Source organism: Peptacetobacter sp. (assembly GCF_029264495.1).
GTDB lineage: Bacteria > Bacillota > Clostridia > Peptostreptococcales > Peptostreptococcaceae > Peptacetobacter.
The window spans coordinates 67713-80821 of the sequence record NZ_JARIBH010000076.1 but is presented as its reverse complement, the minus strand read 5'-3'; the positions used below and the strand labels follow the sequence as shown (position 1 = coordinate 80821).

The 13109-nt window shown below is 25.2% G+C and carries 12 protein-coding genes and 2 riboswitches; of the genes, 11 read left to right on the top strand and 1 reads right to left on the bottom strand.

Features of this window, described 5'->3' with window-relative positions; genetic code table 11:
• Positions 1 to 139 precede the first annotated feature (139 nt).
• The 3 genes from Q1J78_RS07510 (at position 140) to Q1J78_RS07500 (ending at position 3705) form a co-directional block, all read left to right on the top strand.
• Positions 140 to 688 (top strand): TerD family protein, encoded by a 549-nt coding sequence (locus Q1J78_RS07510; protein ID WP_300276623.1) that lies wholly within the window; start codon positions 140 to 142, stop codon positions 686 to 688.
• A 59-nt stretch (positions 689 to 747) separates the two neighbouring features.
• On the top strand, positions 748 to 2019 hold the full coding sequence (locus Q1J78_RS07505; RefSeq protein WP_300276621.1) for a patatin-like phospholipase family protein: 1272 nt from the start codon (positions 748 to 750) through the stop codon (positions 2017 to 2019).
• Between the two features lie 127 nt (positions 2020 to 2146).
• Positions 2147 to 2259, top strand: a riboswitch (glycine riboswitch).
• 198 nt (positions 2260 to 2457) lie between these two features.
• Positions 2458 to 3705 carry a saccharopine dehydrogenase family protein gene (locus Q1J78_RS07500; protein ID WP_300276618.1) on the top strand — a complete coding sequence of 416 codons (1248 nt, stop codon included), beginning with the start codon at positions 2458 to 2460 and terminating at the stop codon, positions 3703 to 3705.
• A gap of 56 nt (positions 3706 to 3761) precedes the next feature.
• On the opposite strand, the gene Q1J78_RS07495 is transcribed toward Q1J78_RS07500, so the two are convergent.
• A complete protein-coding gene (locus Q1J78_RS07495; protein WP_300276616.1) occupies positions 3762 to 4688 on the bottom strand; it encodes a GGDEF domain-containing protein in 927 nt (308 codons plus the stop codon).
• Positions 4689 to 4710: 22 nt separating this feature from the next.
• On the opposite strand from Q1J78_RS07495, the gene Q1J78_RS07490 reads away from it, so the two are divergent.
• The 8 genes from Q1J78_RS07490 to Q1J78_RS07455 all read left to right on the top strand — a co-directional run bounded on the left by Q1J78_RS07490 (position 4711) and on the right by Q1J78_RS07455 (position 13041).
• Complete coding sequence (locus Q1J78_RS07490; RefSeq protein WP_300276615.1) at positions 4711 to 4872, top strand: hypothetical protein; 162 nt, start codon at positions 4711 to 4713, stop codon at positions 4870 to 4872.
• Between the two features lie 300 nt (positions 4873 to 5172).
• Complete coding sequence (locus Q1J78_RS07485; protein ID WP_300276613.1) at positions 5173 to 5562, top strand: replication/maintenance protein RepL; 390 nt, start codon at positions 5173 to 5175, stop codon at positions 5560 to 5562.
• A gap of 28 nt (positions 5563 to 5590) precedes the next feature.
• The gene (locus tag Q1J78_RS07480) at positions 5591 to 6187 is read left to right on the top strand and encodes a hypothetical protein (protein WP_300276611.1); all 597 of its coding nucleotides are present in this window, start codon (positions 5591 to 5593) and stop codon (positions 6185 to 6187) included.
• Between the two features lie 88 nt (positions 6188 to 6275).
• On the top strand, positions 6276 to 8870 hold the full coding sequence (gene clpB, locus Q1J78_RS07475; RefSeq protein WP_300276609.1) for an ATP-dependent chaperone ClpB: 2595 nt from the start codon (positions 6276 to 6278) through the stop codon (positions 8868 to 8870).
• Between the two features lie 431 nt (positions 8871 to 9301).
• A riboswitch (SAM riboswitch) is annotated at positions 9302 to 9414 on the top strand.
• 91 nt (positions 9415 to 9505) lie between these two features.
• Complete coding sequence (locus tag Q1J78_RS07470) at positions 9506 to 10462, top strand: methionine ABC transporter ATP-binding protein (RefSeq protein WP_300276607.1); 957 nt, start codon at positions 9506 to 9508, stop codon at positions 10460 to 10462.
• Positions 10463 to 11116 carry a methionine ABC transporter permease gene (locus Q1J78_RS07465; protein ID WP_300276605.1) on the top strand — a complete coding sequence of 218 codons (654 nt, stop codon included), beginning with the start codon at positions 10463 to 10465 and terminating at the stop codon, positions 11114 to 11116.
• A gap of 120 nt (positions 11117 to 11236) precedes the next feature.
• Positions 11237 to 12040 carry a MetQ/NlpA family ABC transporter substrate-binding protein gene (locus Q1J78_RS07460; protein ID WP_300276603.1) on the top strand — a complete coding sequence of 268 codons (804 nt, stop codon included), beginning with the start codon at positions 11237 to 11239 and terminating at the stop codon, positions 12038 to 12040.
• Between the two features lie 383 nt (positions 12041 to 12423).
• On the top strand, positions 12424 to 13041 hold the full coding sequence (locus tag Q1J78_RS07455; RefSeq protein WP_334304952.1) for a helix-turn-helix domain-containing protein: 618 nt from the start codon (positions 12424 to 12426) through the stop codon (positions 13039 to 13041).
• Positions 13042 to 13109: the final 68 nt, after the last annotated feature.

Sequence of the window (13109 nt, the reverse complement as noted above, 5' to 3'; positions counted from 1 at the left end):
TGATAATTTTACTTGTTGAAATTGTATGAAATAGAATATTTTTGTATAAATTTTAAAAATAATAGTTATATCAAATGAAACTTATCCTTATTTGTTGTATAATTTAAAATATAGATTTTTAAATAAGGAGATAGTTTTAATGAAAGATATAAAAAAAGGTCAAAAAGTTGAACTTACAAAGGAAATGCCAGAAATTGAAAATATATTAGTTGAATTTGATTATAGAGTAAATAATTATATGAAAAAAGATGATTTTGAAATGGGGACAGCAGTTTTTTTAACAGATGGTAGTGGAACTATAATGAATTATGAAGATTTTTTATATAGCGAGAATAAAAATCACCCTTCAGAATCAGTTTCAATAAATAAGAGAGAAGATAAAGTTTTTATAACAATTTCAAAAATACCAAATAAAGTAAGAAAAATTGCTTTTGCACTTACACTTACTGAATATGGAGAAATTCATAGATATTATGATAGATTTGATTATTTATCTATGAGAATAATAGATTTAGATAAGGAAGAAGTAATATACAACTATCAAATAGATGATAATGTAGGTCAAAATACAGAGATAGTATTTGGAGAAATGTATAGACACAACGGAGAATGGAAATTTAATGTAAATACTGAATATCTTGATGGAGGTCTTTTGAAATTAGGTAAAAAGTTCGGATTAGGATATTAAAAAAATATGGCTATACTTTTTATAAGTATAGTCAATAATTATATAAAAGGAGAATAAATATGAAAGGCATTGCATTAGAGGGTGGATCATCAAAAGGGGCATACCACTTAGGAGTAATGAAAGCATTATTTGAAAGAGGATATAAATTTGATGGAGCGGTTGGAACATCTATAGGAGCTTTTAATGCAGCAATGATTGTACAAGGAGATTTTGATGTTTGCTATAATTTTTGGAAAAATGTACAACCTGAAACATTATTTGATATAGATAATCAGTTTATGGAAGACTTAATTGATAAAAATATAAGTAAAGATATGTTAGAATACGCATCTAATGAAGCAAAAAAAATTATAAATAATAGAGGAATTAATACAGATAAATTAAGAAAAGTATTGGATACTTATATTGATGAAGATAAAATAAGAAATTCTAAAATGGATTTTGGTCTTGTAACAATAGAAGTAGATGGAATAAAAACAAATCCTATAGAAATATTTAAAGAAGATATACCATATGGGAAAATAAAAGACTATATTATGGCTAGTGCAAATTTACCTGTATTCAAAATAGAAGATGTAGATGGTAAATTTTTTATAGACGGTGGATTTTATGATAATTGTCCGTTAAGACTTTTAGAAAGTAAAGGATATGATAATCTTATAGCAGTTAGAGTTTCACCGAATAGAAAATTAAGAGAACCTATAAAAGAGGAAACAAAATTTATAGAGATAAAACCAGTAGAACCATTAGGAAGAGGTCTTATATTCAATAATGAAACTATAAGAGAAAATATGTTAAAAGGCTATTTTGATCGGATAAAAAAAATAGAAGGACTAAGAGGAAATAAATATTATATAGAAGGTATAAAAGAAGAAGATTTCATAAAAAGATTAATTTCTTATCCTGATGATAAAATATTGCTATTTGCAAAAGCTAGAGGAATAGAAAATATGGATTCAAAAAGAATACTATTTGAAAAAATAATACCAGAAACCGCAGACACATTAAAATTAAATAAAGAAGCTAGTTATCAAGATATATTTATAGCATTGTTAGAAGAAGTTGCAAGTACAAGAAATATAGATAGATTTAAAATATATACATTAGATGAATTTATTGAATGTGTAAAAAAATCTGATATAGATGATACAAACAACTCTAAAATAGCAGATTTAAAAAATTTAGCATTGAAAATAGTAAAACCAATTGAAAGGATAACGCCAATAACATTTAAAGAAAGTATTTTAAAGGAGTTTGAAAAAAATATATTAGATGATATTGGATTTTCAAATAAAAATATATCAAATGAAAATATAAACTTTGATGAATAAAGTTTGATGTGTAGATGTATAATAGTAGAAAAATTTGATATTGATATAAATAAAAAATCATTTGAGAATAAATTTGACATATTAAAAGAAATTTTATATCATAAATAATATAATCAAATATGTTCGGAAGAGGATTGCATTAGAGACTTTAATAAATAATTTTAAAGCGCCGAAGAAGCAAAGCAGAAACTTCATCTTATTTCTGTGGAAACTGACAGGCAAAAGGAGGGCAGTCTGACGATACTTTGGAGAGAATGATTAAATTCATCGCCTACGAGGATATAACCAACTGGCAAAAGGACAGAGATATAGATGTTTTATCATCTATGTCTTTTTTTGTTTTGCCAGTTTTATTTTGTAAAATAATTGACTATCAATATATAAAAAAGAAATCCATATTTGTGTAAGATGTAGTATTTATATAAGGAGATATTTTTTATGAGAATGTTATTAGTAGGCGCAGGAGCGGTAGGAGAATCTATTTTAAGAATTTTAAAAGATAGAGATAAAGATTGTGAATGGCTAGAATTTGTTGTGGTTTCTGATTATGATTTAGAAAGAGCAAAAGAGGTTTGCTCAAATTTAAATGATAATGAAAGATTTATACCAGAATTTGTTAATGCAAAATCTAAGGAAAGTATGAAAGAATTAATAAAAAAATATAATTTAGATTTTGTAATGGATGCAACAGCACCATTTTTAAGTAATTATATATTTGATGCTGCTTTTGAAGCAGGTGCAAATTATGGGAATATGGGAACTTGGTCTGTACCTATGGATAATCCAAAATTTGGATTAGGAATAGAAAACAGCTATACAGAACCTATGACAAAATATAATTTTGATAGACATGAAGAATGGGCAAAAAAAGGGAAATTAGCATGTATTTGTATGGGTATAGACCCAGGTGTAGTAAATGTTTTTGCGAAATATGCAGCTACAAATTTATTTGATGAAATAAAAGAAATACATGTAAAAGATGGAGGAAATTTACAAATTCCTTCTGCCTCAGAGGATGATATAACATTTGGATTTAATGTATGGACAGTTTTAGATGAATGTATGAATCCAAACGTTGAGTGGGATAAACATAATGGTGGATTTATAGTGGAAGATGCTTTTGCAGGGGAAGAAAAATTTGATATGCCTGAGGTAGGAGAAAACATATTAGTAAAAATTGAACATGAAGAAACTGTTACTATGCCAAGATATCTTGAAAAATATGGTTTAGAAAAAGTAACTTATAAAATTTCATTAGATGAAAGTCTAATGAATGCTCTTAAAGTTATTGATAAACTAGGGCTTAGAGGAACTAAACCAGTTGAAGTAGGTGGAGTAAAAGTTTGTCCAAGAGATGTTGTTGCAGCTTGTGCACCACAACCAAAAGATATAGGAAACGAAATGATTGGCAAAATGTGTGTAGGTATACATTGTAAAGGAATAAAAGATTCAAAAGAAAAAGAAATTATGATGTATCAAATATTTGATAATCAAGAATCTATGAAAAAATGGGGAATGCAAGCAGTTGTTGCTCAAACAGGGTTTGGTGCAGCAATAGCAATAGAACTTATTGCAAAAGGAATATGGACTGGAGAAGGTGTATATTCACCAGAATATTTTGACCCAACACCATATTTAAAAATAATGGACGAATCAGGCTTTGATTACAAAATAAAAGAAATGTAATAAAAAATAAGTAAAAAAAGGTTGTATATATATTTAATATATACAACCTTTTTTATTTATTCAAAAGAATGTAAATCCTCATCTGATAACCAAGAAGATTTATTTTTCTTTTTATTTTTTAGTAATATGTAGTCGACTCTTGTAATCAAATCAAATATAGATTTATCATATCCAAATTTATAAGAATCATATCCTATAGAAATAGTAAGTTTAATATCATGTATTTTATTATATGATGTAATCAAAGATTGAAATAACTCTATATATCGTTCTATTTTTTCATCAGATTCATTTTTTATAAGAATAATAAATTCATCTCCACCTATCCTAAAACTTTTACCAATATCATCAAAAGTTTCTTCTATGCTATCAGCTAAATTCTTAATAAGTCTATCTCCGTGTGAATATCCAAAATTATTATTGATATATTTTAAATCATTTATATCAATTGAAATAGCCCAATAAGATGTATAATTATTGATATTTTTAGAGTCCTCGTCTATTTGCTTTTCAAAAGAATGTCTATTTTTCATAGATGTAAGAGTATCTTTATAAACTAATTTTTCTCTCATTAAAGTAATTATTTTATTTCTATAAGAATTTATAAAATATTCTGTTATAGAGATAGTAGCTACAAATGAAAATAATAGTACAGATATTAATACAATCAAAATATTTTCACTTAAAACACCACAAATAACACCTAAAATAAGTATTAAATTTGAAATTGTAAATTTTATTGATATATTCTTTTCTTTATAAATATTAAAAGATAAAGTTGTTCCTATTAAAAATGCTAAAAATAATAGAATATAAATAACTGTATCAGAATCTTCTATAGAAAATATAGATGTATTATCAAATAAAAATACAATTACACTTATAATTAAAGTACAACGAATTAAAATTTTTATTATATTTGTATACTTACTATTACAAAATGATTGTAGTAACTTTATAAGCGGAATAATAGATAATCCCAAAAATAGAAAATTATAGCTTTTATTGTTAAAACTAAAAGAAAAAAGCGATAAAGAAAGCATAGCATCAAATAATCCTAAAAATAAAAAATTTGATGATACAACTTCATTTATATATTTATTCAATAATAAAAATAAAAATACTAAAAATAGTCCAAATAAAAGCAAAATAGCATTTATATCATAAATAAAGTTTTGATTTATAAAAAAGTTATTATTGTTCATAAAAACACCTCTTATTTATATCACTTATTTAAAAATATTATACCATATAAATTTAATAAAAATTTTTTTTCAAAAAAATAAAATTTAGATAAAAATAACGTTTTAAATGTTGAAATAACTAGAAATTAAAAAAACAAAAAGTTTATTTAAGAGATGAATAAAAGTTTATCTAAAAGATAAACTTTTTGCAAAATCGCTTTTGACAGACATAAAAAAAAGTACTATGATATGGTTAATGAAAGAGGAGAAGTGAGGTGATAGAGTGCTTGAAATAAATAGTTCATCAAAGATAGATGCAGATCAAAGATATACTGAGAGTAAAGACCTCATACAGAAAAAAGATAAATACTCAAACTTTTGTTTTAAGAATTTTATTAAAGTAGTAGAAAATTCTTACACAAAAAAAGATTTGATACCTTTAATGTTAGTAGAATGTATGGATAAAGAAAATAGAATCAGAATGACATTAGAAGAAATGTCTATCAAATTTGATTATCCAAAAACTTCTCTTTCAACATTATTTACAAAGTTAAAGAAAAGAGATTTTTTAAAACGAGTAAGAAATGGAGAATATATGATAAATCCAGCGATTTCTTATAAAGGAAGTAAGCCTGAAAGAAATTATCTTATGGAGATATATAATTCTTTATAAATTTAGATAAAGAGGAGGAAATATTGATATGTCACTAAAATTAGACAGAAATATTCTCCAGTGGTTTGATTATTTTTTTGAAGAACAAAAAACATTCTTTCAAGAAAGCAACTTTATCTGCAAATTATATAGGATAGAGGAGAAAGGAAGACAAAAAACAATTCTTACTTTAGAAAAAGATAACCCTAAATACTGGAAGATATATTTTGAGATGCCTCAAGAATTAGTAGTTATATTAGAAGAAAATGTTCATCCTATATTTAGAGAGTATATCTGTGAACAGATTTCTATATATAACAACAATAGAATTTACAATTTTATAAATGCTAACTTAATAGGAATATTTGATACAATCGCTTTTTATAGCTACAATCAAAATTTAGGTGCATATACTGTAAACTTTAGAAATTCATTTTTAGAAAAATGTAGAAATTTAAAAGTGGATGAGGATAGAAAAATAGGAAGAGATTTATATTTAAATGCAGAATCAAATGAAAAATTCAAATTTTTCAATGATGATAGAACATTTGCTATGAGTTTAAAATTTGATATAGCAAAAGAGGAAAATTTATTAGATAGTCTTATAGATTTAAGAAAATCTATAATAATAAGTGATAAATCTTAAGTTTTAAAATAGATATAATTTTGGAAATACTTTCAAAGAGAACACAAACATAAAATTTAAATAAATATAATAATTGGAGGGATATATAATGGATGTAGAAAAAATGACAGTAAGAGTACAAAAAGGACTAAATGAAGCTTTTCAAGAAGCCGTTAGACATAATAATCAACAAGTAGATACAATACATTTACTTTCAGCATTGGTAAATCAAGAAAATGGGTTAATACCAAATATAATAGAAAAAATGGGGATTTCACTTGATTCAGTAAAAAAATCAATAGAAAATGAATTAGAAAGAATTCCAAAAGTTTATGGTGAAGGAGTTCAATCTCAAGGAGTTACAGCTACAAGAAAAATAAATGAAGTATTATTAAAAGCAGAAGAAATATCAAAAGATTTTAAAGATTCCTATATAAGTGTAGAACATGTAATGTTAGCAATAATCGAAAAAGAAAAAAATACATCTATAGGAAAAATATTAAATGAATATGGTATAACTAAAGATTCTTTTTTAGGAGTGCTACATCAAGTAAGAGGTAATCAAAGAGTAGAAACTCAAGACCCAGAAGGAACTTATGATGCACTAGCTAAATATGGGACAAATTTAGTTGAATTGGCAAAACAAAATAAATTAGACCCTGTTATAGGAAGAGATGAAGAAATTAGACGTGTTATAAGAATATTATCAAGAAGAACAAAAAATAATCCAGTACTAATTGGTGAACCAGGGGTTGGTAAAACTGCAATAGTTGAAGGATTGGCAGAAAGAATAGTTAGAGGAGATGTTCCAGAAGGTTTAAAAGATAAAATAATATTCTCATTAGATATGGGAGCTCTTATAGCTGGAGCAAAATATAGAGGAGAATTTGAAGAAAGATTAAAAGCTGTACTTAAAGAAGTAGAAGGTTCTGAAGGTAAGATAATATTATTTATTGATGAAATACATAATATTGTCGGTGCAGGTAAAACAGAAGGTTCAATGGATGCAGGTAATTTAATAAAACCTATGTTAGCTAGAGGAGAACTTAACTGTATAGGTGCGACAACATTTGATGAATATAGAAAATATATTGAAAAAGATAAAGCACTTGAAAGAAGATTCCAAACAGTAATAGCTGAAGAACCTAGTGTAGAAGATACAATATCTATACTTAGAGGTTTAAAAGAAAGATTTGAAATACATCATGGTATAAGAATACATGACAATGCAATAGTTGCTGCTGCTAAATTATCAGATAGATACATAACTGATAGATATTTACCAGATAAAGCTATAGATTTAATAGACGAAGCAAGTGCAATGATAAGAAGTGAAATAGATTCACTTCCAACTGAATTAGATTCAATAAGAAGAAAATTATTTACTCTAGAAACAGAAAGAGAAGCACTACTAAAAGAAGATGACGAAAAAAGTAAAGTCAGATTAATGGATTTACAAAGAGAAATAGCTGAATTAAAATCTAAAAATGATGAAATGACAGCAAAATATGATAAAGAAAAATCATATATAACAGAAATAAAAAATCTAAAATCACAATTAGACGACGCAAGAGCTAAAGTTGAAAAATATGAAAGAGAATATGATTACAATAAAGCAGCAGAAGTCAAATACAGTGAAATACCAGGATTAGAAGAAAAAATAAGAGAAAAAGAAGAAAAAATGAGAAATGATTCTGAAACACATCTATTAAAAGAAGATGTTACAGAAGATGAAGTATCAGAAATAGTATCAAAATGGACTGGAATTCCTGTTACAAAACTTCTTGAAGGTGAAAGAGAAAAATTATTGAAATTAGAAGAAGAATTACATAAAAGAGTAATTGGTCAGGATAAGGCTGTAACTGCTGTATCTGATGCAGTAATAAGAGCAAGAGCAGGATTAAAAGATGAAAATAAACCAATAGGTTCATTTATCTTTTTAGGACCTACAGGAGTTGGTAAAACTGAACTTGCTAAAACATTAGCTAGAAATTTATTTGATAGTGAAGAAAATATAATAAGAATAGATATGTCTGAGTATATGGAAAAACATTCAGTATCAAGATTAGTTGGTCCACCTCCAGGATATGTAGGATATGAAGAAGGAGGACAATTAACAGAAGCTGTAAGAAGAAAACCATATTCAGTTATATTATTTGATGAAATAGAAAAAGCACATGAAGATGTATTTAATATATTCCTACAAATATTAGATGATGGTAGACTTACTGATAATAAAGGTAAAACTGTAGATTTTAAAAATACTATAATAATAATGACATCTAACATAGGTAGTCAATATCTATTAGAGTCAAATGGAAATATAACAAAAGAAGTAAATGATGTAGTAATGTCTGAAATGAAACATAGATTTAAACCAGAATTTTTAAATAGAGTTGATGATGTTATAATGTTTACTCCTTTAAATAAAGAAGAAATTAAACAAATAATAGATATATTCATGAATGGATTAAGAAATAGGTTATCAGATAGAGGAATAGATTTAGAACTTACAGATTCAGCAAAAGAAATAATGATAAATGAAGGATATGACCCTGTATATGGAGCAAGACCTTTAAAAAGATATATTAGTGGAACTCTAGAAACTATGATAGCTAAAAAATTAATTTCTGGTGAAATATATAATGGATCAACTATTGTTATAAATGGAGAAGGAGAAAATATAGAAATAAAAGTTAAGTAAAACATCTATTAAAGTATATTAATATAAAATATATTTTTATATATTAAATTTATTAAAAAAATAATATAAAAAATATATCGAGATAACTTTAAAAATTTCTAAAAAAATGTTATTATATAAAACATAAGAAACGTTTTCTTATATTTATATTGCTTATCTCCTAACATAAACAATATAAAAAATAATCTGCTTAAAGAATGGACTTCTTTTTAAAGAAGTCCATTCTTTTTTATTGAATAGAATTTATAAATTTTAATTACAAAATACTTTTAAAAATATTTTATAAATTAATATAATTAAAAGAAAAAATTCATATATAGTTAATTTTCTGAAAAAATAAAAAAATAAGAAAAATATATTGACAAATAAAATAAAAAAATATATAGTATTAATCAAGATAGATTTACAAAAATCATATAAAAATATTTAACGTCTTATCAAGAGAGGTGGAGGGACTGGCCCTTTGAAACCCGGCAACCGGTATATACTAATATACAGCGGTGCTAAATCCTGCAACTAGTAATAAACAGTTGATAGATGAGTATAAATCCGTACATTTTGCCCGAGTTTATACTCGGGCATTATTTATTTTCAATGATTATATGATTGACTATAAAAGAAAGGAATAAATAACAATGATTTCAGTAAATAATGTTAATAAATATTTTGGTGAAAAACAGGTTTTGAAAAATGTGAATATTGAAATAAATGAAGGAGAAATATTTGGAATAATAGGTCATAGTGGTGCGGGAAAATCTACTATATTAAGATGTATGAATGGACTTGAAGAATATCAAGAAGGAAGTTTAAAAATAGATGGAAAAGAAGTAAAAGATTTAAATGAAAAAGAAATGAGAGAATTAAGAAAAGATTTAGGTATGATTTTCCAGCATTTTTCATTATTAGAAAGAAAAACAATATATCAAAATGTAGCACTTCCTCTAGAATGTTTTGGATATTCGAAATCAGATATAGATAAGAGAGTTATGGAACTTTTAGATTTAGTCGGATTAAAAGAAAGAAAAAATGATAAACCTAGGAATTTATCTGGAGGTCAAAAACAAAGAGTTGCAATAGCAAGAGCATTAGCCCTTAAACCAAAAGTATTATTATGTGATGAAGCTACATCAGCTTTAGATCCTAATACAACAAAATCGATACTTTCTCTTATAGAAGATATAAATAAAAAAATGGGAATAACTGTTGTTATAGTAACACATCAAATGGAAGTTATAAAACAGATATGTGGACGAATAGCAATAATGGAAAATGGACAAGTTTTAGAAGTGGGAGATACTGAAGAAATATTCCTAAAAAATACATCAGGTTTAAGAAAATTACTTGGTGAAGAAAATATTGTTTTACCAGAAGGAACTAATATAAAGATATTATTCCCAAAAGATATTTCAAATGATTCTATAATAACAAATATGGCTAGAGAATTAGATTTAGATGTTTCTATTGTATTTGGTAGGTTAGAAAAGTTTAAAGATGATGTTTTAGGTTCTTTAATAATAAATGTACCTGAAAAAAGAGGAAAAGAAGTTAGAGAATTTTTAGATAGTAGAAATATAAGATGGGAGGAAATATAAATGTCAATAAGCCAATTTTTAAATGAATTATTTTTAGATGCTTTGGGAGAAACTTTATATATGACATTAGTTCCAACATTAGTTGCAACAATAATAGGATTTATAATGGCTATAATATTAGTTCAAACAAAGCCAAATGGTTTAAGTCCTAACAAAACATTAAATTCAATAGTTGGATTCATTGTAAATATTTTAAGAAGTTTTCCATTTATAATATTAATGATAGCAATAATGCCTCTTACTAGATTTATAGTTGGAACAAATATTGGTGAAACAGCAGCAATAGTACCTATAACAATAGGATCTGCTCCATTTATAGCAAGAGTTATAGAAAGTGCATTAAATGAAGTGGATGAAGGACTTATAGAAGCAGCAAAATCATTTGGAGCAACAAAATCACAAATAATATTTAAAGTAATGATAAAAGAAGCAATGCCATCTATCGTATCAGGAATAACATTATCTATAATTTCTATACTAGGATGTACTGCAATGGCAGGTACTGTTGGAGCAGGAGGATTTGGTAAGGTTGCTATGGTATATGGATATCAGAGATTTGATGATAATGTAATGCTGTATACAGTAATAGCACTTGCAATATTAGTACAAATAATACAGTCTTTAGGAAACTTACTTTATAAAAAATTAAAATAATAAAATACAAATAACAAAATATAAATTAAAAATGAATTATAAAATTAAATAGAGATCTGCAGTATCTATTTTAATTAGTAATTATAAATAATTTAATACTTAATTTAGGAGGAAAAAATCATGAAATTTAAAAAAATATTATCAGTAGCCATAGCATCAGTAATAGCATTATCAGTTGTAGGTTGTGGAGGAAAAACAGCAAGTGATGATAAAAAAATAATTGTAGGTGCATCATCAAATCCTCATGCAGTAATACTTAATGAAGCTGTAAAACCTCTACTTGAAAAAGATGGTTATAAATTAGAAGTACAAGAATTTAGTGATTACGTATTACCAAATACAGCATTAGATGATGGTTCACTAGATGCAAATTACTTCCAACATATACCATATTTAAAAGAAAATGTTAAAGAAAAAGGATATAAATTAACATATACAGCAAAAGTACATATAGAACCAATGGGAGTTTATTCTAAAAAAATAAAATCTTTAGATGATTTAAAAGATGGAGCAAAAATAGCGATACCAAATGATCCAACAAATGGCTCAAGAGCATTAGAATTATTAGCAAAAAATAATGTAATAAAATTAAAAGATAAAGAATTAGTAACAAAACTTGATATAACAGAAAATCCTAAAAATATAGAAATAATAGATATGAATGCAGAACAATTACCTACAGCTTTAGAAGATGTTGATTGTGCAGTAATAAATGCTAATTATGCATTAGAAGCAGATTTAAAACCTACTAAAGATGCAATTGTAATAGAATCTTCTGATTCTCCATATGCTAATATATTAGCTTGTAGAGAAGATAATAAAGACAGTGAAAAAATAAAAGCATTGACAAAAGCATTAAATAGTAAAGAAACTAAAAAATATATAGAAGAAAAGTATGATGGAGCAATAATACCAGCTTTTTAATATAAAAATATGAATTAATTAAATCCTATAGACTATAAAGTATAATTTATAATCTATAGGATTTTTTTTATAAAATTTAATTATAGAATATATATTAAAAAAGAATAAAATTAAAACAATATTGATATTAATAATTATTTATATTTTAAAAAATATTCATAATAATAAAATAGAAAACAATTTCTAATCTTAGTTAAGTTTTAAAAATCTATTTAAATAAAAAAATTAAATAAATACGAAATTTTTTTTGATAAATAGATTGTATTTTATTAAAAAAAAATATACAATAAAAGTATAATAAAAAATTATATTAGGGTATAGATTTAGTAATATTAATTCAGTAATTTAAGAAAAAGTCGTGTAAAAAAAATAAATCTGTAGAGGTGAGCGTATTGAATAAAAATATAGGTGCAAAAATAAAAAAACTCAGAACACAAAAACAGATGACTCTAAAAGATATGAGTGAAAAGACTAACCTTTCGATTGGTTTTTTATCTCAACTTGAAAGAGGATTGACAAGTGTAGCTACAGACTCACTTGAAAAAATTGCTGATGTACTCGAGGTAGATCTTACTTATTTCTTTATGAAACCAAAAGAACATAAAAAAACCATTATAAGAAGTTATGAAAAAGAAGTGTTTGAAATAACAAATGAAAAATATATTAATTATCATTTATCTTCAAATTTATCTGATAAGCAAATGTTTCCACGAATGATAGAGATATTGCCTGGAGCAGTAGAAAATGAGGGATTTAATTATTCAGGTGAGGAATTTATTTATGTGCTTGAAGGAACATTAACTTTAAAAACATCAGATATAGAGGTTGATATGTTCCCAGGAGATTCTGTTCACTCTTTATATAAAAATAAAGTTTTGGTAAAAAATAAAGACGGAGAAGAAAATAAAATGGTAAATTATAATCATGCTCTTCTTAATAAAACTAATAAAATGACTAAAATTTTAATTGTAAGTGCAACAAATCCTTATTGTAATAAATAGAATATGTAAATATAAATTATTATTTAAAAGATATCGCTTTTAGAACGATATCTTTTTTTTATTGTAAA

Bases quoted from the DNA above. Each gene is read 5' to 3' on its own strand.
- Q1J78_RS07510 (WP_300276623.1), top strand. From the start codon at position 140: ATGAAAGATATAAAAAAAGGTCAAAAAGTTGAACTTACAAAGGAAATG.
- Q1J78_RS07505 (WP_300276621.1), top strand. From the start codon at position 748: ATGAAAGGCATTGCATTAGAGGGTGGATCATCAAAAGGGGCATACCAC.
- Q1J78_RS07500 (WP_300276618.1), top strand. From the start codon at position 2,458: ATGAGAATGTTATTAGTAGGCGCAGGAGCGGTAGGAGAATCTATTTTA.
- Q1J78_RS07480 (WP_300276611.1), top strand. From the start codon at position 5,591: ATGTCACTAAAATTAGACAGAAATATTCTCCAGTGGTTTGATTATTTT.
- clpB (WP_300276609.1), top strand. From the start codon at position 6,276: ATGGATGTAGAAAAAATGACAGTAAGAGTACAAAAAGGACTAAATGAA.
- Q1J78_RS07470 (WP_300276607.1), top strand. From the start codon at position 9,506: ATGATTTCAGTAAATAATGTTAATAAATATTTTGGTGAAAAACAGGTT.
- Q1J78_RS07465 (WP_300276605.1), top strand. From the start codon at position 10,463: ATGTCAATAAGCCAATTTTTAAATGAATTATTTTTAGATGCTTTGGGA.
- Q1J78_RS07460 (WP_300276603.1), top strand. From the start codon at position 11,237: ATGAAATTTAAAAAAATATTATCAGTAGCCATAGCATCAGTAATAGCA.